The organism is Pantoea sp. Lij88 (assembly GCF_030062155.1).
In the GTDB taxonomy this organism is placed as follows: domain Bacteria; phylum Pseudomonadota; class Gammaproteobacteria; order Enterobacterales; family Enterobacteriaceae; genus Pantoea.
This window is the reverse complement of the sequence record NZ_CP118269.1, coordinates 2,038,162-2,061,298: the sequence shown is the minus strand read 5'-3', so window position 1 is coordinate 2,061,298 and position 23,137 is coordinate 2,038,162. Positions and strand designations below refer to the sequence as shown.

The 23,137-nt window shown below is 56.7% G+C and carries 22 protein-coding genes; 6 read left to right on the top strand and 16 right to left on the bottom strand.

Features of this window, described 5'->3' with window-relative positions; all coding sequences use genetic code 11:
* Nucleotides 1–59: 59 nt before the first annotated feature.
* Both PU624_RS13360 and PU624_RS13355 read right to left on the bottom strand, forming a co-directional pair.
* A complete protein-coding gene (locus tag PU624_RS13360) occupies nucleotides 60–305 on the bottom strand; it encodes a hypothetical protein (protein WP_283545375.1) in 246 nt (81 codons plus the stop codon).
* Between the two features lie 336 nt (nucleotides 306–641).
* Complete coding sequence (locus PU624_RS13355; protein WP_283545374.1) at nucleotides 642–827, bottom strand: hypothetical protein; 186 nt, start codon at nucleotides 825–827, stop codon at nucleotides 642–644.
* Nucleotides 828–1,180: 353 nt separating this feature from the next.
* On the opposite strand from PU624_RS13355, the gene PU624_RS13350 reads away from it, so the two are divergent.
* The gene (locus PU624_RS13350) at nucleotides 1,181–1,522 is read left to right on the top strand and encodes a gamma-glutamylcyclotransferase family protein (RefSeq protein WP_283545373.1); all 342 of its coding nucleotides are present in this window, start codon (nucleotides 1,181–1,183) and stop codon (nucleotides 1,520–1,522) included.
* Nucleotides 1,523–1,859: 337 nt separating this feature from the next.
* Here PU624_RS13350 and PU624_RS13345 read toward each other — a convergent pair whose 3' ends face one another.
* From PU624_RS13345 to hipB, 5 genes are all read right to left on the bottom strand, one after another.
* Nucleotides 1,860–3,905 carry an FUSC family protein gene (locus PU624_RS13345; RefSeq protein WP_283545372.1) on the bottom strand — a complete coding sequence of 682 codons (2,046 nt, stop codon included), beginning with the start codon at nucleotides 3,903–3,905 and terminating at the stop codon, nucleotides 1,860–1,862.
* Between the two features lie 114 nt (nucleotides 3,906–4,019).
* On the bottom strand, nucleotides 4,020–5,393 hold the full coding sequence (locus PU624_RS13340; RefSeq protein ID WP_283545371.1) for a M24 family metallopeptidase: 1,374 nt from the start codon (nucleotides 5,391–5,393) through the stop codon (nucleotides 4,020–4,022).
* A gap of 287 nt (nucleotides 5,394–5,680) precedes the next feature.
* On the bottom strand, nucleotides 5,681–5,887 hold the full coding sequence (locus PU624_RS13335; protein ID WP_283545370.1) for a type II toxin-antitoxin system MqsA family antitoxin: 207 nt from the start codon (nucleotides 5,885–5,887) through the stop codon (nucleotides 5,681–5,683).
* A 94-nt stretch (nucleotides 5,888–5,981) separates the two neighbouring features.
* Nucleotides 5,982–7,295 carry a type II toxin-antitoxin system HipA family toxin gene (locus PU624_RS13330; RefSeq protein ID WP_283545369.1) on the bottom strand — a complete coding sequence of 438 codons (1,314 nt, stop codon included), beginning with the start codon at nucleotides 7,293–7,295 and terminating at the stop codon, nucleotides 5,982–5,984.
* Nucleotides 7,295–7,543, bottom strand: a complete 249-nt coding sequence (gene hipB / locus PU624_RS13325; protein WP_283545368.1) for a type II toxin-antitoxin system antitoxin HipB — start codon at nucleotides 7,541–7,543, stop codon at nucleotides 7,295–7,297. Before hipB ends, PU624_RS13330 begins: the two co-directional genes overlap by 1 nt.
* A gap of 324 nt (nucleotides 7,544–7,867) precedes the next feature.
* On the opposite strand from hipB, the gene PU624_RS22320 reads away from it, so the two are divergent.
* Nucleotides 7,868–8,029 (top strand): hypothetical protein, encoded by a 162-nt coding sequence (locus PU624_RS22320; RefSeq protein WP_502921568.1) that lies wholly within the window; start codon nucleotides 7,868–7,870, stop codon nucleotides 8,027–8,029.
* Nucleotides 8,030–8,058: 29 nt separating this feature from the next.
* Here the strand turns inward: PU624_RS22320 and PU624_RS13315 are convergent, their stop codons facing one another.
* The 4 genes from PU624_RS13315 to PU624_RS13300 form a co-directional block, all read right to left on the bottom strand.
* Nucleotides 8,059–8,850: an inositol monophosphatase family protein gene (locus PU624_RS13315; protein WP_283545367.1), complete on the bottom strand. Its 792-nt coding sequence runs from the start codon at nucleotides 8,848–8,850 to the stop codon at nucleotides 8,059–8,061.
* A gap of 23 nt (nucleotides 8,851–8,873) precedes the next feature.
* Complete coding sequence (locus PU624_RS13310; protein WP_283545366.1) at nucleotides 8,874–9,935, bottom strand: ABC transporter ATP-binding protein; 1,062 nt, start codon at nucleotides 9,933–9,935, stop codon at nucleotides 8,874–8,876.
* Nucleotides 9,932–12,157, bottom strand: a complete 2,226-nt coding sequence (locus tag PU624_RS13305; protein ID WP_283545365.1) for an ABC transporter permease — start codon at nucleotides 12,155–12,157, stop codon at nucleotides 9,932–9,934. Before PU624_RS13305 ends, PU624_RS13310 begins: the two co-directional genes overlap by 4 nt.
* A gap of 88 nt (nucleotides 12,158–12,245) precedes the next feature.
* Nucleotides 12,246–13,271 carry an ABC transporter substrate-binding protein gene (locus PU624_RS13300; protein WP_283545364.1) on the bottom strand — a complete coding sequence of 342 codons (1,026 nt, stop codon included), beginning with the start codon at nucleotides 13,269–13,271 and terminating at the stop codon, nucleotides 12,246–12,248.
* A 223-nt stretch (nucleotides 13,272–13,494) separates the two neighbouring features.
* Here PU624_RS13300 and PU624_RS13295 point away from each other — a divergent pair, with 223 nt between their 5' ends.
* The 3 genes from PU624_RS13295 to PU624_RS13285 all read left to right on the top strand — a co-directional run bounded on the left by PU624_RS13295 (nucleotide 13,495) and on the right by PU624_RS13285 (nucleotide 17,602).
* Nucleotides 13,495–14,529 carry a LacI family DNA-binding transcriptional regulator gene (locus tag PU624_RS13295; protein WP_283545363.1) on the top strand — a complete coding sequence of 345 codons (1,035 nt, stop codon included), beginning with the start codon at nucleotides 13,495–13,497 and terminating at the stop codon, nucleotides 14,527–14,529.
* A 264-nt stretch (nucleotides 14,530–14,793) separates the two neighbouring features.
* Nucleotides 14,794–15,687: an SDR family oxidoreductase gene (locus PU624_RS13290; RefSeq protein WP_283545362.1), complete on the top strand. Its 894-nt coding sequence runs from the start codon at nucleotides 14,794–14,796 to the stop codon at nucleotides 15,685–15,687.
* A gap of 97 nt (nucleotides 15,688–15,784) precedes the next feature.
* Nucleotides 15,785–17,602, top strand: coding sequence for a glycoside hydrolase family 15 protein (locus tag PU624_RS13285; RefSeq protein ID WP_283545361.1), 1,818 nt, complete (start codon nucleotides 15,785–15,787; stop codon nucleotides 17,600–17,602).
* A 34-nt stretch (nucleotides 17,603–17,636) separates the two neighbouring features.
* On the opposite strand, the gene PU624_RS13280 is transcribed toward PU624_RS13285, so the two are convergent.
* The 5 genes from PU624_RS13280 to PU624_RS13260 form a co-directional block, all read right to left on the bottom strand.
* Nucleotides 17,637–18,107, bottom strand: a complete 471-nt coding sequence (locus PU624_RS13280) for an RES family NAD+ phosphorylase (protein ID WP_283545360.1) — start codon at nucleotides 18,105–18,107, stop codon at nucleotides 17,637–17,639.
* Nucleotides 18,107–18,559: an Xre family toxin-antitoxin system antitoxin gene (locus PU624_RS13275; protein WP_283545359.1), complete on the bottom strand. Its 453-nt coding sequence runs from the start codon at nucleotides 18,557–18,559 to the stop codon at nucleotides 18,107–18,109. Before PU624_RS13275 ends, PU624_RS13280 begins: the two co-directional genes overlap by 1 nt.
* A gap of 88 nt (nucleotides 18,560–18,647) precedes the next feature.
* The gene (gene ampC / locus PU624_RS13270; RefSeq protein ID WP_283545358.1) at nucleotides 18,648–19,802 is read right to left on the bottom strand and encodes a class C beta-lactamase; all 1,155 of its coding nucleotides are present in this window, start codon (nucleotides 19,800–19,802) and stop codon (nucleotides 18,648–18,650) included.
* Between the two features lie 31 nt (nucleotides 19,803–19,833).
* Nucleotides 19,834–20,079 carry a hypothetical protein gene (locus PU624_RS13265; RefSeq protein WP_283545357.1) on the bottom strand — a complete coding sequence of 82 codons (246 nt, stop codon included), beginning with the start codon at nucleotides 20,077–20,079 and terminating at the stop codon, nucleotides 19,834–19,836.
* Between the two features lie 68 nt (nucleotides 20,080–20,147).
* Nucleotides 20,148–21,329: a glycosyltransferase family 4 protein gene (locus PU624_RS13260; protein ID WP_283545356.1), complete on the bottom strand. Its 1,182-nt coding sequence runs from the start codon at nucleotides 21,327–21,329 to the stop codon at nucleotides 20,148–20,150.
* A gap of 630 nt (nucleotides 21,330–21,959) precedes the next feature.
* Here PU624_RS13260 and hpxO point away from each other — a divergent pair.
* Nucleotides 21,960–23,117, top strand: a complete 1,158-nt coding sequence (gene hpxO / locus PU624_RS13255; protein ID WP_283545355.1) for an FAD-dependent urate hydroxylase HpxO — start codon at nucleotides 21,960–21,962, stop codon at nucleotides 23,115–23,117.
* The last annotated feature ends 20 nt before the right edge of the window (nucleotides 23,118–23,137 follow it).

Genomic DNA, 23,137 nt, shown 5'->3' with positions numbered 1-23,137 from the left:
CTCAATCTGCGTTCTTAACAAAATGCAGGAAGGGCGATGATAAGCCTTCCCGCATCTTTTCATTTTTCGTTTTCTGCTGCCTGAGCAAGCCTGCGAATTTTCGGCGTCATTGACAGACCATAGCCAATGCATCCCAGCGCAAGAATGGAGTGAAAAATAAAGGCATTCGATCCGGGCTGCGAAAAGAGGCTCAGTAATGCCTGCACGCCAACAGCGATGCCACCAATGATAAGCCAGCGTCGCATTCTAATTGTATTGCGCAGCATCTTATCTCTGTTTTCTGGCTGCGATTTATCCTGTGCCATGGTTATCCCTTTATTGATGTGGAAAAGTACGGTGCGTACTTTAGTTGCTAACAATACCGCTGACAATGCCACTCAAATCATTAACCCGCGTAAGGGGAGATGCGTTGTGGTGCCTGGCTGAATGTCGAGGGTGGACGTGGCACAATGCGGTGACGATCTGAATGGTGGTCAGCATTGAGATCAGTAAGGGAAGTTTATAACAACACGGCAGGGAACAGAATAACGAGGCTAAACGGGCCACTCAGATATCCTATTTAACATAATATACATTATGCGCTCTTTAGTGCGTGCTTCATTATGATGCCCGGACATCGCTGAATTCCCGGATTTCTGCCCTTAACGTCTCCTGTCGGTCAGCTTACCATACCTTTCAGACTGCACGATTTTCACAGTCTGCATTATTACCTTCTGCTTTTTATTGCCACGAACCACTTCCACGCTGAGCGCGCTGTTCTCATCGCTTTGCACTGCAGCACCATTTTCTGCCCGAAAAGAAATCTCCGCTGTTCTGTTTGCCATCATCTTTTCTCAACGGCGTCTGACTGGCTTAAGCTCTGTGTTTTATATTCTCCCGCACGCCTTTGCCGATTTCCGATTACGTCATACCAGAGGTTCTGTTGCTAACACCGCACTGGCCATCTCATCAGTATTCTTCCACCTGACTCAATCAGACCCGACCCTCTGCACAACCAAAATGACAACGCTACGTGAATTCTGAGAGACCCGCGTGGCCCATGGACCGTAAAATTTACCACAGCGCGTCATTTTACTTACCGTTTCACTGCCCATTTACCCGCCCATTCTAATCGCCACATGACATCAGATTTCAGGCACGTTAAAGTTGCTGGCTGCGACTGATTCCATGATGAGAGAAAATGAAACGCTTATTTGTCTATGGCACGCTCTGTCCGGGCCGCGAGAATGCCCATATCCTGGAAAACATTGGCGGAGAATGGCTGGCGGGTTCGGTGAACGGCACCTTCTATGAGCGTGGCTGGGGTGCGGCGGCCGATTTTCCTGGCATCGTTCTGGATGAAGACGGCCCCGAAGTGTCGGGTTATCTGTTTGTCTCCAGTCAGCTGGACGCCCACTGGCCCATGCTGGATGCGTTTGAAGATGGCTATGATCGCGTTCAGGTTCGCGTTTCTACGGAAGATAATCAGCAATACACTGCCTGGATTTATCAGCTCCAGCCACCGCCACCGCTAAACAGCTGAATCTTCCCAGCCGGTAATGAGATACGCGCACCCTGCTCTTATTGCGCACTTCAGCCGCTGCGGGATGCAGTCCGGCGAATGCTCAAATATGTATCTGGCTGACAGGAAATAGTATGCAACACACTGATTTTAAATCGGTATACTGTCCGCTTCAGCCAGCATCTATCTCCCCAGCCTTTCCCTTCAGCCCGGCTCGTGTTACTGCCAGACACGACAAACAGTCACTGTGCCTGACCTTTGTTTTAAAGCATGATCGTTTGTATGATGTAACTAAAATGAGTTCTCTTTCATACACTTCAATCCCTTATCAAACCCCCACCAGCCAGCCCCGTTCCCGTTACTCCGGCCAGCGCTGATGCGGAAACAGTGACACCCGAATATTGAACAGATGGATTAACGGCGCGACCGCCGCACTCTCCTGTCGCGCGATCGGCTCCAGCCGCAGCAGCAACAAATCCAGCTCTTCCAGCAGATCCTGATGTGGCGCTAACTGCAGCGACTTCATCTTGCGCTTCAGATAGAGCGCCAGCTCATGAAACATCTGCCCGCTATCAATCCGATGACTCTCCAGCACGTCGCGATGCCGAGCATAGAAGTCGTAACAGTTGGCGCCCAGCCAGGTCTCCGTAATCAGATACCCTCCCACCAAGATATCCGGCACCGGATCGAGCCGTTTACGCGGCAGAATGATGTTCACCCTGTCGAGCATCCGGGCAATAAATTGCTGCCGTGAAAGCAGCGTGGCAGAGTTGCGTTCCACCATTTTGATAAACCCTAACAGGTCGCGCAGCCCCCGCTGCACCGCTCTTCTGGCAATCCATGAGGGTCGCTTGTTGCGGATCAGCGCGGTCAGCACCACCGCGAACATAATGCCCACCATCGAGGAGATGTCCGCGTTCAGCGTGACGATCAGGTTCGGCACAAAATGATGGCTCAGGCCGATAAAGCCGGGGATCTGAATGGCGACACTCAGCCCAATCAGATTGGTCGCGGGATTGGCGATCACCAGACTCAGCAGCATCAGGCCGGGCAGCAGACAGATCATCAGCGCCTGCAAGGTATTGGCCTGCGGGATCAGAAAAGCGATGTAGAACAGGCTGACCACCAGCGCAATTACCACCCCTTTCACAAACAGCTTCATCGGCGTCACCGGGGAATCGACTCCGGCAAAGAATGAACTGATGATTGCCGCCATCAAAGGCGCATTGGCACCGTCAGCCCAGCCGCTGCCAATCCAGAACAGACTGGAGAGAAAGGTCGCCAGAAACGCCGTCAGCGCGGACAGTCTCAGCAGACCTTTGTCGATATGCCGGTGTTCCCGGATATTGCGGATCGCCGCACCATCGCCGTGGCTGTACAGATCCCCGGCGCGCGCGCTGACATTCTCATAGGCATCGGCAATACGCACAAAGTTTGCCATCCGCTCCAGCAGCCCAATCAGCAGCAGACTCTCTTCGGTTGCCAGCTGCCCTGCCCGCCATTCCTCTTCCAGCGTCGCCTGACTGGCAGAAATCGCCTCTCGCAGCCCGGCAATATCATTAATACGATCGTGATGCAGCCACAACAGAAACGCCTGAAACACGTCGGTGACGGACGGCGGAAAACGAATGTTCAGCTCGGCCAGAACGCCCAGCCGTGACTCAATCGCGGTCAGAGTCGGCAGCAGATAAGTCAGATGCTGATACTGCACGCTGACCAGACGGATAACATTACGCGCCGCCTCGCCCTCATAGACGCAATGCGTCAGCAGCGTTTCAACATTCAGCGGATATCCCGCCATCTGAATCAGGATATCTTCCCGCTCCAGCGATTTGTTCTTCGCCATCCCGCTGATCAGTTCATCACAGAGTTTGCGCGCGTTCAGAAACCAGAGATTGACGCTCTGTCCCAGCAGATGATGCATCGACACAGGAAACACCAGCCGGTGAATCAGCGTGCTGCAGAGGATCCCCAGCGTGATCTCCTCAATACGTGAAATCACGGTGTTGATAATCGCCGATGGCGTATCCACGTCGGGAAAGCCCATGATCGCCGCGCTGTAGCCGGCCAGCATAAAGATATAGCTCTTCGGCGTGCGGTCATGGAGCGAAAGATAAAGGCAGACCGTGACCCATAGCGACACACAGAGGCTAAACAGAACCGGGGACTGCACGGTTTCGGGATAGATGAGCAGAATAAAGATGCCGCCCAGCAGCGTGCCCAACAGACGAAAAAGCGATTTCGAGACGGTGGATGCCGCATAGAGTTGCGATGTGACAAATACGGTAGTCAGCGCCCAGGCGGGTTTTTCGAAGTTAAGAATGAGCGCCACAGAGAGTGCGATAAACGCGGCAAGAGAGGTTTTGCAGGCAAACAAAACCGCGTTTTTGGTAAACCATTTCATCGAATGAGAGCAACCAGGAACTTTCTGAGGCGCGTATCCTGACAGATGCGCCTGCGTTTTACTCTCAGTTAAATTTTACAAATTATTACCGGCCGCATCAGGCCGGTTAATCCGCTACTGACGTACCAGCGCACGGCGCTTATCCAGTAAAAAAGGGCGCAGATACCCTATCGTGTTCGAGAGCAAAATCACCTCTTCCGGCAACCGGATTTTCAGCACCCCGGTCAGATACGCTTTGCGTTGCGTCATGCGCTGCCAGACATCCGGATACGCGTTTGCCAGTTCATCACGTAGTGCCGCATCGGCCAGCCCGACCGTATCCTCGATACTGCAGCCGCCATAACCCGGCACCGACGGGATGATATCGTTCTGCAGCAGCATACCGCTCTTCAGTGTCACGGCTGAACCGGGACAGATGGACGAGCTCAGCCATTCTTCGTCCGCGACAAGATGCCCCGGATTAAGATGCCAGCCATAGTGCGCTTTGGGCAGCACCGTTTCGATCAGCGCATAGAGTTCGCCACCGGTGATGCCGATTCGTAAATGCTCCAGCCAGCTGACGACCGCGTGATAATAGGGGATCGCCAGACGGGTTAACCAGTCGGAAACGTGACACTGTAACCCATCGACATCACTGACGACATAGGCGGCACGGCTGGTCAGCCCGCCTTTGTAGCCGGTGGTGAGCGAGAGTCTGTCGCCCTCTGTAATCCGTTTATCTGAGGGATAAAGCCGGGCATGGGCGAAACGTTCGCCGGTCGCGGCAATCGTCACCACCGTGTTCGGCTGCCCTTCTGCATTCAGCTGAGCGCCCAACGCCTTCTCCGTAACGCCCGGCTGCACGCTATCCAGCGCAGCCAGCATTGCCGTTGACGCCAGATTGGCGCCTGCCTCATAAAATGCCACTTCATCGGCACCGTTAACGCAGCGCGCCCCGTTGTCAGGCGAGATAAACAATCCGGTCGCGTTAACCAGCTGCGCTTCACCTCCCGCCGCCTGAGCGGCTGCGGTACAGATGAAATGCGGCAGATCGAACATTCTGCCGGTAAGCAGCTTCCAGCCCACCAGTCCGGTACGTTCCCCCGCCACAATCCCGGCCTTGGTTAACAGCTGATCCAGCGGCTGCTCCCCGTGCATGGGCTGATTGGGCAGCGAAAAGAGCGGCGCATGCAGACAGCGTCCGGGATTGCGGGCAAAAGGCACCAGCTTAAGGTTCTCATTACCCATGATATACGTCAGCTCGCCCTGCTGATTCACCACCAGCAGCGCCTCTTCGAAGCGCGGAATAAATCCCGCCAGATATTCAAAATTGCTGCCGTGCTCTTTGTCGGCATAGATAATCAGCTGCGCAATCTGCTGTTGCTGCATCCGCTGGATAATGGCAGCCAGACGGCAATGCAGCGTTTCATCAGACATTACCGGGCTGGCAGCGCCGGGAAAGACAGGCGGTGACGGGATGACTTCCAGGGCATAGCGATTGGCATCCATAACGCACTCCAGTGGCCAGATTGATGGTGTGATATTTTTCGTTCCCAGGATAAACCTAATGTTTCTCCTGTAGGGTGCCACCATCACACAACTTACTCGTTGCGTGTTATCAAAAGATGGACATTCCCCTGTAACGATTTTGCCTGCCTTGTGCAGGCTTTTTTATGGGTGATTTTCGGGAGGATCGCGACGGAACAGGACAGTGAGGCAGCAATCTCCAGGATGAATACCTGACAGAATCGCGGTGAGCAGAGATAAGAGAGCCCGCACTGAGCGGGCTCCGGATGTTATTTGACAGGCACGCCTGCATTTTCCAGCGCTTCGGCCTTTTCGGGATAGTGCTCCGCCGTGCCGGCATTCATAATCACCGCGCCACAGCGAATGCAGTGATCGCCCTTCACATCCGGCACCACGTCATCCGGATTACCCGTATTCAGACTGACATCACGCGTGGCGTACACAAACGCCTCTCCTTCACATCCCGGACACTTCATACCCTTACTCTCCTGTTAATCCTGTCAGATAAGCATAGCTGACCGGCTCTTAGCAATACATGGGAGCAGAGGCTTTTCAGGATAGTGCCAGCCATCACTCTGTGTGCCGCAACCGCTCCAGCATAATCAGTGAATGGCTGAAAATAGCGTCGGCGATGTGCTGCGGAAAATCGGCTGGTAAAGCATCGCGCACCGAGACCACCGCCTGGGGAAACGCGTTAATAAAGAAGTCGAAGATCTGCTGCAGGCTGTCACGATCAAAACTCACCTGTTTTGCTGTAGCGATAAAATGGCGCGGGAAGATTTTGTCGATTTCTGTCTTCTTCCCCTTAGTGGCACGCAGTCCCATCGCCAGTTTCAGCGCACGCTTATTCAGGCCGGTCCCGCCCAGCACCGGGTATGCCGAGATCACATCATAAAAGGGTGTCAGTCGATAACTGCCGCCGCGCTCAATAAACAGTGAGAAGTTCTTGGCGTGGCCGTCGGTGGCGCCAATCAGCCACTGAAACACCTGAAACAGCATAAAGCGATAGCGATCTTCAATGGCTTTACTCGATCCCATCAGTATCTGCATGATCTCCGCAATGCCCGGCCCGCCGTCTGACTCATATTTGGTGGACGAAGGCAGTCCCAGCGCCTGACAGAAATCCTCCTGTGGCAGGCGAATCAGCCGGGATTTATCACGTGACCAGCGCCGGTCAAAGCGCTCAACGGCCAGGGCACGCATCTTTCCGGCCCGGATAATGGTCGCCTGCGGCACGTCGATACCCAGTGCGCGGGCCAGCGCCAGGCAGAGATACTCATTCTCTACGCTTTCACGCATATCCAGCGTCGCGGCCGGTTGTTTAATCTCACCGATCGGCAGCTTAATAATGTGCGAGGTGGGCGTGGCACCGGCAGGAATGCTCCAGCCCTCTTCCGTCAGCAGCAGCGCGGTTTTCTCCTGCGCCCCCGCGACTGAGATGCGGAAATCGGTCTCTTCACGCAGCATCCCTAACGGAATATCGGACTGATAGGCCGACAGCACGCTTTCGAGCCGGGCTTCATCCAGCACCTCAAAACGGGCCTGCAGGGCGGGCAGCGGCATATCGGGCGGCAGCAGCATGGTTGCCCCGACGCTGTCACGTCCCACTTCCTGCAACAGATCAAACGGCTGACGGGATTTTATCTGGTAGCGCGCCACGATTCTGTCGCGAATCAGGGGGCTATCCGGCAGCAGGTTGTCGAAGAAGTTAATCACGGCATGTGAGGTAATCGCCTTAACCTGCAACGGCATCGAGAGTGACAGCGGCCTGGAAAGCGGATTACTCAGCCAGCCGGTATCATACTGAAACTCATGAGCGCCGTTTCGCTGCCGCGTCAGCACGCCCACCCGTTCGCCGTTCATCCACGCAACAAGCCTTTTCATTACCACTCATCCTCACCATGCACGGGAGGTGCTGTGACCTCCTCTTTCTCCTGAACGTCCAGACTCACTTCCAGCGCCTGTAACAGCTTAAACAGGGTGGCCAGCGAAGTGCTGTCAGGCGCATTTTCAAAGTGAGAGATGGTGGCCTGTTTCAGGCCCACCTTTTTCGCCAGCTCACTCTGGGTCCAGCCATTGCGCTGGCGGATAAGCTTCAGCCGGTTCGCCAGCTGTAGCGGGCTATATATCATGGGGTGACTCCTCTGATCACAGGCTGTAAGCATAGCGCAGGCGCATTATCCCCGATAGGGTATAAATCACACTTTATCCCTCAAAGGGGATAATAATTACTTTATACCCTTAAGGGGATAAATGCGAAATTATCCTTTGCAGGGGATAAAAAAGACACGGATATGAGAGGAACCGGATGAGCACATTTACCCTTGCTCATCAGGAAGACGACAACGACCGGGGAGAATTGCTGGCAGGATTAGGGGCTTACAACCGACAGTTCATCAGTCGGAAGAACGCGGACCCGCTGTCGGTTTCTCAACGGGGTACAGGAGGCGGCTAAGATGGTAGGTCTCTTTGTGCGGGTGGATACCTTCAGCTTTCAGGCACTGCCGTTTTATCAAAAGCAGGGTTATCCGCAGCAGATGTCCCTGCCCGATTTTCCGCAGACCGGGATGCAGCGTCACGACCTGACGAAAACGCTCAGGGTAATTGAACGACGCTGACCACAATTAATGCAGCCAGCGTGACAGGGTCACAAACCCGCGATGCGCCGCAGGTCCGCCTCGGCCCCAGGCGCGACAGCAAGAACCTGCGCCCCTTTGGTGATGCGGTCGCCTTCGGTGTTGAACGGGTGATACCAGCCGCCCGCCTCTTTCACCAGGCAGTAACCCGCCAGGCAATCCCAGGCGTGCATATAAGGTTCGTAGTACCCCACGACCCGACCGGCGGCGACCCACGCCAGCATCAGCGCGCCCGAGCCAATGCGGATAAAGTTACCGCCCGCCGACAGCAGTGCTGCCACAATCTCGCCCACCTGCTGCGGACTGACATAGCTGTTGGCCCCAAAGCCGGTGACGTGGTTTTGCAGCGTGCGTGTGGGATCGACCTGCAGACGACGACCGTTCAGCGTCGCGCCCTGCCCCAGTGCTGCCACGTAGCACTCCTCATAGGTGGGGGCGAAAATCACCCCGATGACCGGTACATCGCCGCGCAGTACCGCGACGGAAACACACCAGCTCGGCATCCCATTGAGAAACGGGCTGGTGCCATCGATCGGATCAACCACCCAGGTATAGTCAGAGGTTCCCGCCTGCAGACCCGACTCCTCACCCAGAAAGCCATCATCGGGAAACGCATCCCGGATACGGCTGGCGATCAGCTGCTCCACTTCACGGTCGGCAATCGACACCACATCCTGCAAATCGTATTTGGTCTCCACCACCAGCGTGTCGCGGCGGTTAAAGTACGATAACGCGGTCGCGCCACCTTCGCGGGCCACGGCTTCCGCTAAAGCCAGTCGCGCCATTATTTCCTGCGATTCCATGCGAACTCCTCGAATTAATCAGATTAACGGGCAATCAGGGCAAGGCCCTGCGGCTTAAAGTTAACGCCGACCGTGGTGGCGAGCGGCATACGCTGTTCCATCTGCGGATCGATAATGAACAGCGCGCCCAGTTCGGTAGCGACTTCATATTCGATATGATCACCCAGCCAGGTACTGTGAATCACTTCACCCTGCAACGCGCCCTGGCCGTCGCCGGACAGGGTAATAAACTGCGGCCGTACCGCCAGCTGGGCACTGCCGGTTTTTGCGCCCGCCCCCCGCACCCGGAAGCGCTGATTACCCAGACGGACCAGCGCGTCATCCGCATCCGCCTGTTCCACTTCACAGGGCAGAATGTTCGCCTCTCCCATAAAGTCGGCGATGAAGACCGAGTTGGGCGAGTGGTAAAGCGTCTCCGGCGCGCCCTGCTGAGCAATATCCCCCTCTTTCATGACAATAATCTTATCGGAGACCGCCAGCGCTTCCTCCTGGTCATGGGTCACGTAGACGGCGGTAAAGCCGAGCCGCTGCTGCAGATCGCGAATATCGGTGCGCACCCGACGGCGCAGACGCTCATCGAGGTTCGACAGTGGCTCATCGAGCAGCAGCACCTGCGGCTCCAGCACCAGCGCGCGTGCCACCGCAATACGCTGCTGCTGTCCGCCGGAAAGTTCGGATGGCAGCCGCTGACCCTGATTCTCCAGCCCCACCAGCTTCAGCCCCTCGCGCGCCCTGTCCTGCGCCTCGCGTTTGTTCATGCCTGAGGAGAGCAGCCCGTAAAGAATGTTGTCGATGGCGTTCATATGGGGAAACAGCGCATAGGACTGAAACACCATCGCCACGTCACGTTCGTTGGCCGGCAGATGAGTCACATCTTTGCCGCCAATCAGAATCCGTCCTGAGGTGGGATGCTCCAGCCCGGCCAGCAGCCGCAGCGTGGTGGTCTTGCCGCAGCCGGACGGACCGAGCAGCGTCACCAGCGTACCCGGCTCCACGGTGAGCGACAGATCCGGCACCGCAGTAAAACCAGCAAAACGCTTCGCGACATGTTCAAACACCACCGATCCGGCGTTAATGGTCGTCATACGGCTCTCTCCTGAGTCAGAGTGGATGCAGAGGGTGCGGCAACGATCACCGCCGGTTGGGTTGCGCGGCGCAGGCGGCGTTCGCCCACCAGCAGCTGGAACAGGCCAATGACCAGCAGCATCACCACGATCAGAACCGAGGAGTAGGCAATCGCGACGCCATACTCACCGTTCTCTACCAGCCCGACAATGTAAGAGGTCGCCATGTTGTACTGGGCGCTGACCAGGAAAATCACCGCGCTGATCGAGGTAATGGCCCGCACAAAGGCGTAGACCAGCGCGGCGCTGATCGCCGGTTTCAGCAGCGGCAGCACCACTTTGCGCAGGGTGCGGAAACTGTTGGCACCCAGCGTAAGCGAGGCTTCATCCAGGCTTTTATCCAGCTGGCTCATCGCTGCAATCCCGCCACGCACGCCAACCGGCATATTACGGAACACAAAGCAGGCGATCAGGATCATCGCGGTGCCGGTAATCTCCAGCGGCGGCAGGTTATAGGCCATCACATAACTCACGCCGATGACCGTGCCGGGAATGGCGAAGCTCAGCATCAGCATGAATTCAAAGGTCTGACGGCCCGCAAACTTCTGCCGCACAATCAGCCAGGCGGTCAGCAGCCCCACAATGGCGGTGAGCGGCGCGGCGATCAGGGCAATCTCCAGCGTGGTCCAGAAGGAGTTCCAGGCGACGCCGCTCCAGACCAGTTGCCCCTGGTTCACGCTGATGCTGAAGGCGCGGATATAGTGATCCAGCGTCAGGTTGTTATTCAGCCCCCACGACTGCACAAAGCCGCCAATCATGATCATGCCGTAGATCACCAGCGTGAAGAGCCCCCACGGGATCACCATGCCATAGACGCTGTAGCGCACCGGACGCGGCAGCATCACATGACGGCCGCCGTCGCCTTTGCCGGTCACGGTGGCGAAGCTTTTGCCGGAGAGCCAGACGCGCTGCACCAGAAATGCCGTCAGGGTGAAGCCCAGCAGGATCATCGCCAGCACCGCCGCGCGGCTCGGGTCGTTCTGTGCGCCAACCACGGAGAAGAAGATTTCGGTTGAGAGCACGCCGTGACTGCCACCCAGCACCATCGGGTTACCGAAATCAGCCATGCTTTCGATAAAGCTAATCAAGAAAGCGTTGGCCAGCCCTGGCGCCATCAGCGGCAGCGAGATGCGGGAGAACGTGCGCCAGCGGCTGGCACGCAGGGTCTGTGATGCCTCTTCCAGTGACGGGCTGACGCCCTCGACCACACCAATCAGCACCAGGAACGCGATTGGGGTAAATGACAGCACCTGCGCAATCCAGATGCCAGTCATGCCATAGAGCCAGCGGCCCGGCTCGATACCGAACAGCGTCGCCAGGGATTCTGTCACCACGCCGGAGCGGCCAAACAGCAGGATCAGCGCCAGCCCGATAACAAATGGCGGCGTGATAATCGGCAGAATGGTCAGCATCCGCAGCGCTTTCTTGCACGGCAGCGAGGTGCGCGTGGCCGCCAGCGCAAACGCCAGGCCCAGCAGTGTAGAACCACTGGCGGTCATCAGCGCCAGTCCCAGCGTGCGCCAGGCGGTACCGCAGGTGCCACCGGTGAAACAGGAGAGACTCCAGATGGCCGGGTCCTGCATATTGGCAATCAGTCCGTCCGGTTTGAAGCTGCCATCAATATCCTGCACCGAGGCGACAAACAGGCTCAGCACCGGATAGAGCACAAAGGTCGTCACCAGCGCCACCAGCAGCACAATCGACGCCACTACAAAGGCATCGCCTTTCAGCACGCCACGCTCTGCCAGCGCAAAGGCGAAGATCAGTAAAAATACGGTCAGCAACAGCAGTGCACCCGCACCCATCGCCGGTTGCCCCTGTGCCAGCGGGCCAAAGAGAGTCTCCAGCCACAGCCAGCTCCAGCCGCTGAATCCGATGGCATGCCCTTCCAGTACCAGAAACAGGATGCCCGCGACGCTGAACAGCAGCAGCAGCGTGCTGCGCGTGTGGCCGGGCGGCACTAAAACGCTGGCCGCAGAGAGCAGCCACATCGCCACGGCGATGCTCAGCCAGCGGTGTAACGTGAGCTGCCCCAGCGCCGGTGCGTTGTTCTCATCACCCCAAAAGCTGAACAGCCAGTCCCCACTGAAGAAGCCCTGCTCCAGGCTATACCAGGGCAGCAGCGTCAGCGCGATGGCTCCCGCCAGCAGCGCGCCGGTTAAGCGACGATTGTGCGCATTCATAAATCACCTCGATCAGGAAGCGGACATCAGGCTTACGCCACCGCGGTCTGGCACAAACCCGGCGCAGAAGGCCGGGCTGATACCCCCGTTATTGCGCGCTGGCACCAATCTCTTTATCCCAGCGGCCCAGCAGCGCTTTGCGTTTTGCCGAGTCGCCATAGGTTTTGAAGTCGTAGTCGATCAGCTTGATGTTTTCGAAGCGCGGCGCGTATTCAGAGATCTCCGCTTTGCGGTTTGAGGGCAGCTGGAACGATTTCGCGTCTTTCATGTGCGACTGCGCCTCAGCGCTGAGCGCCCAGTCATACCAGGCTTTGGCGTTTGCCAGATTGCGTGTCCCTTTGATGATCGACATCGAACCAATCTCATAGCCGGTGCCTTCACAGGGCGCGACGGGCTTAATCGGGAAGCCATCCACTTCCATCGCCACGGCATCGTGCATAAAGACAATCCCGATGGTGGTTTCACCACGCGCGGCGGCTTTGACCGGGGCCGAGCCGGACTTGGTATATTGCGAGATGTTGGCGTTGAGCTTCTTCAGGTAATCGAAGGCTTTGTCTTCACCCATGATCTGCACCAGCGTCGCCAGGGTGTTATAGGCCGTGCCGGAAGAATTGGGATTGGCGATCTGAATCTCGCCTTTAAAGCCGGGGTCGAGTAAATCAGCCCAGCAGGCCGGGACTTTCAGCTTTTTCTCTGCCAGCAGTTTAGTGTTGTAGCCCCAGCCCAGCGCACCGGCATAGACGCCCACGGTGCGATAACCGGAGATCTCCGCCACTTTTTGTGACCAGGGCTGCTGCTGGTCGAGCAAGGGGGATTTATAGGCCTGGGTTAAGCCCTCTTCGGCGGCCTGCATGTGCGGATCCCCGGTGCCCGCCCACCAGATATCGGTACGGGGATTGCGTGCTTCACTGCGGATACGGGCATAGGCTTCACCGGCAGAGAGCCGCACCATACTGAGTTTGATATCAGGATGACTCTGACTGAACAGCGTGGTCATCTGTTCGCACACCACCACATCCGCAGAGCAGATCATATTCAGGTTACCGGCCGCCGAGGCAGCAAACGGCATCATAGGGCAGACAATGACAGCAGCGAGCAGAGAGGAATAACGCATGATGTTCTCCTGGGGCTGGATGACGCAGGTGCGCCAGCTTTTGCACATGTGTGCAAACGTATGCGCAAAGTAGTACGGCGACCCGGCGACACTGTCAATTCGGTTGTGACGCAATTGTCAGGCGCTGTCACAAATTTGAAACACTTTGCGTGCAGCGATGCTTTGCACAGCCTTGCAATTTCAGGCAGACTCAGTGCAGACAACGGTGGGACGGGGAAATAAGATGCAGCAGCTTAAAGCGGTGGTGAGTGCGCAGGATGTCGCTGACCGGGCGGGCGTCTCCCGTTCAGCGGTCTCCCGCACCTTTACACCAGGGGCCAGCGTGTCGGAGGCTACCCGTCAGCGGGTGATGAAAGCGGCAGAAGAGCTGGGCTATCACGTCAATCATCTGGCACGCGGCCTGGTGCGCAACCGCAGCGGTATCGTCTGCTTGATTGCCTCCGAGGTGGACACGCCCTACCGTGCCAGCCTGGTGCGCTGGATGACCCAGTACCTGCAGGAAGCGGGAAAAGTGGCGATGCTGATCAACACCGACCGTTCGGATGCGCGGGTTTCCGCTGCGCTGCAGCAGGCGATTAATTTCCGCGCCGACGCCTCGATTATTCTCTCCGGTATGCCGGACAGCGGCATTACCCGACTCTGCTACAAGCACGGTCAGCATCTGGTGCTGATTAACCGCGACGAGTCCCTGCCCGGCACGCTCAATATTAATCTCGACTCCCGCCCCGCCGCCGAAATGGCGGTTAACGCTTTTGTCCGGGCGGGCTGCAGTCGCATCGCCTTTGTGAATTCACTGGCGGGCACGCCGAGCCTGCTGAAGCGTGAAGCGGATTTTCTGGCAGCGGCGCAGAAAGCAGGCGTCACGGTGCAGGTGGAGCGGTTCGGCTCGACCTCCTATGAAAGCGGACAGATTCTGGCCCAGCGACTGCTGACCCGTAAAGTCCGTCCCGATGCGGTTTATTGCGCCACCGACCTGCTCGCCTGCGGGTTTATGGATGAGGCGCGTCACCGCTTTGCGCTGCGCATCCCGGACGATCTCTGCATCATGGGACACGACAACATTCCGCAGTCGGGCTGGGCCTCATACAACCTCACGACCTTTGCCCAGCCGGTGGAGCTGTTCGCCCGCGATGCGATTGCCTGGCTGGTGGAGACGGAAGCGCAACCGGACACACTGATGCCAAAAAATGAACAGCAGCAGGAGCGCAGAATATATCCGGTGGATGTGGTCTGGCGGGGTTCGGTTCGCGGCGGCTAACCGCCCTTTTTTTATTTCTGCCGATGCGCTTAATAGCGCTTAAATAATGTTCACGCCGTTTCACGCTTCGCTTTAAATATCCCCTTCCCGCACTGAAAAATAATCGGACGCTGCGGCACATAATTTCGATTTCATGACTACGCTTTATCTGCATTATTAAGTTTCTCTGGTTTTACCTGCTCAATGAATCAGCAGTCAGATGTGACAAATATCACATTTGTGCCAGGCTTAATGTCTCAGATAACTCTGTTCAAGGAGCATACAATGGCTACATCGACTAACAAGACGCTCGATCTGGATCAATTTCCTAAGCCTCCCTTTGAGGATCAGCCACAACAGGCGCCAGGCCTTGCCAGCAAGATGATCCCGGTTCCCGACCACGGTGAAACCAGCTATCGCGGCACGGGCCGACTGACCGGTCGCAAGGCGCTCATCACCGGTGGTGACTCCGGTATTGGCCGCGCAGTCGCTATCGCTTATGCCCGTGAAGGCGCAGACGTGGTCATTAACTATCTGCCGGAAGAACAGCCCGACGCCGATGAAGTGATTAAATTAATCGAAGCGGAAGGCCGTAAAGTTTTCGCTATTCCTGGCGACATCCGTTCTGAAGAATTCTGTCAGCAGCTGGTTAAAGACGCCGCCGATAAATTAGGCGGTCTGGATATTCTGGTTAATAACGCCGGTCGCCAGCAATTTAATGAGTCCATTCGTACGCTGAGTACGGAAGATTTTGACGCGACATTTAAAACCAACGTTTACGCTATGTTCTGGATCACCAAAGCGGCGCTGGAATATCTGCCACGCGGTGCGTCGATTATTAATACCTCGTCGGTACAGGCGTTTAAACCCAGCGATATTCTGCTGGACTATGCGCAGACGAAAGCGGCCATTGTCGCCTTCACCAAATCCCTGGCGAAGCAGCTGGGTGGCGACGGTATCCGGGTCAACGCCGTGGCGCCAGGTCCATACTGGACCGTGCTGCAGTCCAGCGGCGGACAGCCGATGGAGAAAGTGAAGCAGTTTGGTGCTGATACCCCGATGGGCCGTCCGGGCCAGCCGGTGGAGATCGCCCCACTCTACGTCACCCTGGCCTCAACCGAGAGCAGCTACTCCTCCGGTCAGGTCTGGTGCTCTGATGGCGGCACCGGCACGCTGTAATCCCACTCTGATGGCCGCATAACGCGGCCATTTTTTTGTCCCGGTTTTGCCCGTTAACACCTTGCGACAGTGAAAAAGTGACATAAGGAAGCCGATCATGGAAAACCCGATCTTTCATTCGCCGGTCAGAGAAGAGGGCTTTGCGGGTCTGGGTGATTATGCCGCCATTGGTGAAGGCCGTTCGGTTGCGCTGATTGCGCCGGATGGTTCTATTGACTGGTGGTGCGCGCCCAATCTCGATGCGAAACCGCTGTTTGATCGCCTGCTTGATGCCGGACTCGGTGGCTACTTTCAGATCGCCCCGACCGCGCCCTATCAGGTCTCGCGCCGCTACCGTGACAACAGCAACGTGCTGGAGACCCGTTTCGACACCGAAAGCGGTACCGTGCTGCTGACCGAATCGATTAACAGCACGCTGGCGGGCCGTCTGCCGTGGTGCGAACTGGCGCGCCGCATTGAGGGCGTCAGCGGTGAAGTGGAATTAGCGATCACCCTGCGCTTTGGCACCGCGGCCGAAACCCGTTCGCCATGGGTGGCCGACAATGAGAAAGGCAAGGTGTTTCACATCGCGGAGATCATGGCGATGTTCCGCACCAGCGACGATATTCAGATTACCCAGCTGGATGACGAGCAGGTCTGCGCCACGCTGCGCACCACTGCCGGTTCCCGCTCGCTCTGCGCGCTGCTGGTGACCGAGAAAGAGCCGCTGGCGGTGCCGCCGCTGGAAGCTATCGATCAGCGGATTGAAACCAGCCACACCGGCTGGACCAGCTGGGTGGAGAGCCTGAGTTATGCGGGCAGCTACCCGGCGCTGGTAAAACGCTCTGCCCTGTCGCTGAAGTTTCTCTGGTACTCCCCGACCGGCGCGCTGGCGGCGGCTGCGACAACCTCCTTACCGGAGGGAATTGGCGGCGAGAAAAATTATGATTACCGCTACGCCTGGGTGCGCGACGCCTGCCTGATTATCAAAGCCTTTGTTTATATCGGGGCGCTGGAAGATTGTAAGGCGGCGTTTTCGTGGCTGTCACAGACCATTATGCGTCACGGCGTCAGGCTGCGCGCCTGCTATGCCCTGAACGGTGATGAGGTGCCCGCCGAGCGTTATCCGTCGCTGAGCGGCTATCAGAACTCGCAGCCGGTGCGGGTCGGCAACAATGCCCGCGACCAGCTGCAGCTCAGTATGTATGGCGATATGCTGGTCACCGCGCAGCGCTTTATAGAGGCGGGACACGTGCTGGATATCACCACCGCACGCATGCTGGCCGAACTGGCGAACTGCTGCGCCGATCACTGGCGGCAGAAAGATTGCGGTATCTGGGAACTGCCGGAGCTGCAACACTATACCCACTCCAAAATGGCCTGCTGGATGGCGCTGGATCGGGCGGTGGCGCTGGCAGAAAGCCAGCATGTCGAGTCGACCTGGCTGGGGCGCTGGCAGCGGGAACGTGATCGTATCCGTGACTGGATTGAATCGCACTGCTGGTCAGAACAGAAACAGGCTTATCTCTTTTACGCCGGCAGTGACGATCGCCTCGACGCGTCGCTGGCGCTGGTTCACAGCTACGGCAACGCAGTCAATTCAGAGCGGATGCTCTCGACCTACCGCACCATTCAGCAGGAGCTGGGCGATGGCAGCGTCATGCTCTATCGCTACAGCGGCGTCAGGCAGGAAGAGAGTACGTTTCTTGCCTGCGCCTTCTGGCTGGTGGAAGCCTGGGCTGAAATGGGCGAGGTAAGCCACGCGGAACAGGCGATGCAGGAGATACTGGCTACGCTGGACGGCCACGGTAACGTCGATATCTTCAATGAGATGTATGACGTCCGCAGTCAGAGCTGGCGCGGCAATATGCCGCAGGGACTGAGCCATCTGGCGCTGATCTGCGCGGCGCAGGCGCTATCAGAATCGCAGGCATGAGCACAGATGATGGGCAAAGGGACGACTCAGCGCCCTACTGCAGCCGGAAGCGCGGATCGAAGAAAAACGGCTCTGCCACGACCTGACTGACGATGCCCGCCGCTGCCGGATGACGGGGATTGAACAGCGCATTCCATTCTCCGGTCAGCGTGCTCGGCACCTTCAGCACCAGGCCGTTGTCCGGTCTGGCGAGCCAGTCGTCACCAATCTGCCGCGTAGACGCAGGCGCAGGATCGGCCTGCCAGTCATCGGGTAACGCCGCCAGCGACAGCTCGGTGATCAGCGATTCCGGAACGCTGATGGCCAGCATCACGTAGTCATGCGCCAGATCCTGAATGGTGAGATGTACCAGCGCCTCCAGCACACAGAGCGCCCGGCTCGATCCCATATAGACACAGACCGTGCCGACAGAATTCCAGCGCCCGCCATAGGTGCGGGCCCCAAAACCATCGAACGCGGTCATCGCATATTCGCTTTTCACCAGGCGAAAGAAAGGCACCGCCATCAGGTGATCACGCCATGCTCAAGCTGGCCAATCAGGTTAATTACCGCTTCTGCACCCACTACGGTCGTGGTCATCTCCGCCGGTTTTTTACCGCCCAGCGCTTTGGCGGGCGTTTCCAGCCACTGCACCAGACGCGCTCTGTCGTCGCGAAACAGTTTGCTGGCAGCAGACAAAACGCGGATCAGCATATAGATACGTCCGCTCTGATCGGGCGAAAAGGTCTGCTGCGGATCTTTCACTTTGCGGTTGTAGGTGGTGCGATCGATGCCCGCCAGACGGCATAACCAGCCCTCATCAAAGGTAGACAATGATGCCGTGCGTTTCAGCACGCCGCTACTGAACCCCACCGCGATACGCTGGTGCGCATCGGGCAGCGTTTCGGGCAGATTCAGGGCATGCAGCAGCGATGTATCGCGACGATGCTGAGCGGGTGTATAGATAGCGATGGACATAGCAGCCCTCCTGTTCATTTGATTTTTATTTTAGCGCAAATGAACAGGAGGTGCCAGCCTGCCCTGTACAGAGCAGGCGTGACAGGGGTTAGTCAGGCGTACCCTGCTGTAACGCCTGCATTATCTGCCAGGCCGCCCTGATGCGCAGCGGATTCGGGTAGCTCTTATTCGCAAGGATCACGATGCCGCTGTTCTGCTCAGGAATAAAGGCGATATAGGCACCAAATCCATTGGTGGATCCGGTTTTATGCACCCAGCTGGCGCTCTGCGACGGCCCGACCGGATTGATCAGGGTCGCCGGCCGCGGTTTCAGCGCCACATCATTGTCACTGTCGCTGATGACCGTGTCGGCAGTAACAGGCCAGTCGTAGATCTCCCATCCCAGCCCCTGATAGAAACGCCCGACTTTGAAATAGCGCGACTGCGCGGTGCGGATGGCATTACGCAGCACGGTATTGCCCGAAGATAAGCGGTTGGGATCGACGTTGGCCTGCATAAAGGTCAGCATGTCACGTGCGGTGGATTTAACGCCGTAGGCTTCGGCATCCAGCATGCCGGGGGAAACCCGAACCGGCTGACCCTTTTTATAGCCCCAGGCGTAGTCCGGCATCATCGACGGCGGTACTGTGATGTAAGTGCGCGTCAGGCGCAGCGGCTGAAACACATTTCGCGCCATCGCCTGCTCATAATCGCCCTTCACCATCAGCGAGCCAAACAAGCCAATACTGGCGTTTGAGTACTGGCGAAGCGTGCCTGGCGCTGCCTCTGGCTGCCAGTGTTGATAAAAGCTGAGCAGCGAAGCCTGATCGGTCACGTCATCGGGCAGCTGTAAAGGCAGGCCGCCTGCGGTGTAGGTCGCCAGATGCAGCATCCGTACCGGACGCCACTGCTCACCGGTCAGCTGCGGCCAGACCTTCTGCACCGGATCGTTAAGGCGTATTTCGCCGTTGCGGATCATGATCCCGGCCAGGGTGCCGGTAAAAGTTTTACTCACCGAACCCAGCTCAAACAGCGTGTTTTCTGTCACCCGGCGGCCTGATTCGAGATCGGCCACGCCGAAGTTCACAAACTGCGCCCGGCCTTTATACAGCACCGCCACCGACATGCCGGGGATCGCCTGCTGCTCCATCAGCGGTTCAATCGCGGCTTTAACCAGAGAAGTGACCTGCTGTGAGGAGAGATCGGCGGCAACACAGCTGGCAGAGAGAGACAATAATGCAAAGCAAAACAAAGACTTTTTCATTGGCAATTAGGGGTTTCTTCGCTGAATCAAATTATTTACATTGGCTGGCGCAGGCCTGTACGCACATCTGAGCCTGTGTACTGCAGGAGCCGTTGTCCCGGGTGTTGCAGTGGGATTGCTCTGTGTAGCAGTTAGTCTGACAGGCGGAGAGATCGCAGCGGTCAGCGACAGGCGTCAGCTGGACCAGGGGGACGCGGGCCGGAAAAAGCGGTGCGGGCTGTGCAAAAGCGCTGCTGCCCAGTAATCCGGACAGCAGCAGCGTGAGGATAATTTTCATAAACGTTCTCCAGTGGGACGCAGCACATAAGTATGGCCAGTCTGGCGCGCCCCGTCAGAGAATTCTAATCAAATTGAGACAACAGGGGGATGTTGAGTGACATTTACCACGCCACGGCTGTAGATATCGTTGAGCCTGGCAATATAACGGTCGGTATCATGCTGCTCTTTGATACGCAGAATGGCCGCTTCGCCTTTCTCCTGCAGCATCTCAGGACGTTCGATGATGGCGAGGATTGTTGATTTCAGCCCTTCCACCAGCGACTGGCGCAGCTGCGTTTTCAGCTCAACAGACGTAATGCTGTATTCACGGTCAGCGTTCAGCGGACTCGCAATCACCCAGCCCGCACTGGCGGGATTGATCTCTGGCAACGCGCGAACGTTGCTGGTGATCACCGGGCAGCCGCTGGCCTGCATCTCCAGCACCGAGAAACCGTAGGTCTCCTGCCAGGTCGGTAACAGTCCGGCATCGCTCTGGCGGAACAGCTGCAGCAGTGCACTGTTTTCCATCTGTGAATGATGCGTGAAGCAGCGATAGCGTTTGATGCGGTTCTCAATGCCCGTGTAAAACGCCTCATCATCCTGGAACTGGCGATGAGCCACGTTGCGACGCTTGGCGAGATCGCCAATCAGCTGCACATCCAGCTGCGACTCGTCGATTTTGCGCTCTTCAATCAGCTCGCTGATTGCCAGCACCACTTCAGCTCCGCCTTTACGGTAGAACTCGTTACCGGCAAACGTCAGTTTCAGCACACCTGACTGACGCGGCGCTTTATGCTGAACAAACAGCTTCTGTGGCGGATGCAGCACCAGGGTTTTACGGCGGATTCGCTGGGCGATATCGGGTTTGAACAGTTTCATCTGAATGTTCAGCGTGGCGTCCGAGATAGCAATCAGCCCCAGGCAGTTATCTTTTAACAGATAAGGGATCAGGCGTTTCAGCTCAGGATTATCCTGCTTGGCGACGCCCGCCACCGGCAACACGCGCGGCAGCTCCGTTTCAAACGACGCGACCCACTTCTGCTGGGTAATCGCGACTTCATTAAACAGATGCAGGATGTCCGCCCGGGATGCCCCTGAAAAAGGCAAAGGCTGAAAAACAAAGGTTTTATTCTTTTTAAGCAATCGGGTTCGTAACGGGTTAATAAAGTAGAACAGATTGCTCTTTTTCAGATTGATATATTGGTTATCCGGATTAACTAAGATATTACGTTGCTCCGGATACTGGTTATTTGTGATTCCAATTTTCATGATCGTTTTCCAGAGTCCTTTATGTCCAGAGTGATCTATATCACGCGATCGCGGCGGATACGTTTGAGCAATATCCTAAAAGCCCCTCCTCCCGCGCTTACCACAGTTTTTCTAATGATTGCGACCAGTGATAAAACGGTCACAGTTATGTCAGATTATGAATATGCGTTCTTTATTAACAGGTGTGTGTAAGTATGTCAGGATAACTCTATGTTGAATATGGCATGAATTATCCGGGCAATATTTACGCCAGTTGTTATGTATTTGTTTTATTATTTGTGAGTAATTATATTAAAGCGAAACGGTCATTTAGTTTATAACTTTTAACGTAATAAACGGCCGGATGAGGGCAAAGGTTCCGGGACTTCTTCTGACCGATCGCTGGCCCTGAAAAAAACCACCCGATAAAACGCGAATCATGAAACGAAAGATGCAGAACTTTCACTCCTGCACCTTTATAGCCCGTTAATTTGCCTCATTTAAGTGCATTCATTCACAGGGAAGATGTGCCGATTACGACACTGAAAACTATCAAATACCTGATTTTAATGAATTTAAATATCACCTCCTGCGCAACCGCCGCTCTGGTACAAAAGTTGCAGGGATAAGGTATGCAGACAGGAGAGCATTATGAAAGCAATCGTGATTGGTGGCGGTATTGGCGGGATGAGCAGCGCCATTGCGCTGGAGAAAGCCGGAATTGACGTAGAAGTCTATGAAGCCGTACAGGAGATGAAGCCCGTCGGCGCGGCGATTTCTATCTGGCCCAACGGGGTTAAATGCCTGAATGCGCTGGGAATGAAAACCGCGCTGCGCGCGCTGGGCGGCAATATGGCCTTTATGGCCTATCACGACGGTGCGACGGGCGCGCCCCTGACCCGCTTCAGTATGGAGCCGATGGTAAAACAGGTTGGCGAATATCCCTGTCCGGTGGCGCGCGCAGAGCTGCAGGCGATGCTGATTGATACCTTTGGCCGTGAGCGGGTGCAGTTCGGTAAGCGGGTGATCCAGGTCGAAGAGACCGCAGACGGCGTGATCGCCACCTTCTCTGATAACAGTCAGGCCCGCGGTGATTTTCTGATTGCGGCTGATGGCACCCATTCGGTGATCCGTGAGTATGTGCTGGAAGAGAAGCTGGAGCGACGCTACGCGGGTTACGTTAACTGGAATGGCCTGGTCACTATTGACGAGCGCATTGCGCCCGCCGATCAGTGGACCACGTTTGTGGGTGACGGCAAGCGCGTGTCACTGATGCCGGTCAGCGGCAATCGGTTCTACTTCTTCTTTGATGTGCCGCTGCCGAAAGGACTGCCACAGGATCGCAGCACCGTGAAAGCGGATTTAACCGGCTACTTCCAGGGCTGGGCGGAGCCGGTGCAGCAGCTGATCGCGGCGATTAATCCGGACACCACCAACCGGGTTGAGATCCACGACATCGAACCGTTCAGCCGCTTTGTCAAAGGACGGGTTGCCCTGCTGGGCGATGCGGCTCACAGCACCACGCCGGATATTGGTCAGGGTGGCTGCGCGGCGATGGAAGATGCCGTGGTGCTGGCCTCGACGCTGGCTTCGCATTCACTGGGCATCGAAGATGCGCTGCTGCGCTATCAGGCGCGTCGCGTTGAGCGGGTCAAAGACCTGGTGCTCAAAGCACGTAAACGCTGTGACGTGACCCATGCGCACGACCCGGCGGTCACGGCGGAGTGGTATCAGTCTCTGAAAAATGAAACCGGCGAACGGGTGCTGGCCGGCATGTGCGAAACCATTGAAGCCGGCCCGCTGGGCTAGGCTGAAAAAAAGGGCTGTCA

Coding starts and splice junctions, on each gene's coding strand:
- PU624_RS13265 (WP_283545357.1), bottom strand. CDS start 20,079: ATGAAAATTATCCTCACGCTGCTGCTGTCCGGATTACTGGGCAGCAGC.
- PU624_RS13275 (WP_283545359.1), bottom strand. CDS start 18,559: ATGTCCATCGCTATCTATACACCCGCTCAGCATCGTCGCGATACATCG.
- hipB (WP_283545368.1), bottom strand. CDS start 7,543: ATGATATATAGCCCGCTACAGCTGGCGAACCGGCTGAAGCTTATCCGC.
- PU624_RS13335 (WP_283545370.1), bottom strand. CDS start 5,887: ATGAAGTGTCCGGGATGTGAAGGAGAGGCGTTTGTGTACGCCACGCGT.
- PU624_RS13280 (WP_283545360.1), bottom strand. CDS start 18,107: ATGGCGGTGCCTTTCTTTCGCCTGGTGAAAAGCGAATATGCGATGACC.
- PU624_RS13355 (WP_283545374.1), bottom strand. CDS start 827: ATGATGGCAAACAGAACAGCGGAGATTTCTTTTCGGGCAGAAAATGGT.
- PU624_RS13260 (WP_283545356.1), bottom strand. CDS start 21,329: ATGAAAATTGGAATCACAAATAACCAGTATCCGGAGCAACGTAATATC.
- PU624_RS13295 (WP_283545363.1), top strand. CDS start 13,495: ATGCAGCAGCTTAAAGCGGTGGTGAGTGCGCAGGATGTCGCTGACCGG.
- PU624_RS13340 (WP_283545371.1), bottom strand. CDS start 5,393: ATGGATGCCAATCGCTATGCCCTGGAAGTCATCCCGTCACCGCCTGTC.
- PU624_RS13285 (WP_283545361.1), top strand. CDS start 15,785: ATGGAAAACCCGATCTTTCATTCGCCGGTCAGAGAAGAGGGCTTTGCG.
- PU624_RS13350 (WP_283545373.1), top strand. CDS start 1,181: ATGAAACGCTTATTTGTCTATGGCACGCTCTGTCCGGGCCGCGAGAAT.
- PU624_RS22320 (WP_502921568.1), top strand. CDS start 7,868: ATGGTAGGTCTCTTTGTGCGGGTGGATACCTTCAGCTTTCAGGCACTG.
- PU624_RS13305 (WP_283545365.1), bottom strand. CDS start 12,157: ATGAATGCGCACAATCGTCGCTTAACCGGCGCGCTGCTGGCGGGAGCC.
- ampC (WP_283545358.1), bottom strand. CDS start 19,802: ATGAAAAAGTCTTTGTTTTGCTTTGCATTATTGTCTCTCTCTGCCAGC.
- PU624_RS13345 (WP_283545372.1), bottom strand. CDS start 3,905: ATGAAATGGTTTACCAAAAACGCGGTTTTGTTTGCCTGCAAAACCTCT.
- hpxO (WP_283545355.1), top strand. CDS start 21,960: ATGAAAGCAATCGTGATTGGTGGCGGTATTGGCGGGATGAGCAGCGCC.
- PU624_RS13290 (WP_283545362.1), top strand. CDS start 14,794: ATGGCTACATCGACTAACAAGACGCTCGATCTGGATCAATTTCCTAAG.
- PU624_RS13330 (WP_283545369.1), bottom strand. CDS start 7,295: ATGAAAAGGCTTGTTGCGTGGATGAACGGCGAACGGGTGGGCGTGCTG.
- PU624_RS13300 (WP_283545364.1), bottom strand. CDS start 13,271: ATGCGTTATTCCTCTCTGCTCGCTGCTGTCATTGTCTGCCCTATGATG.
- PU624_RS13315 (WP_283545367.1), bottom strand. CDS start 8,850: ATGGAATCGCAGGAAATAATGGCGCGACTGGCTTTAGCGGAAGCCGTG.
- PU624_RS13310 (WP_283545366.1), bottom strand. CDS start 9,935: ATGACGACCATTAACGCCGGATCGGTGGTGTTTGAACATGTCGCGAAG.
- PU624_RS13360 (WP_283545375.1), bottom strand. CDS start 305: ATGGCACAGGATAAATCGCAGCCAGAAAACAGAGATAAGATGCTGCGC.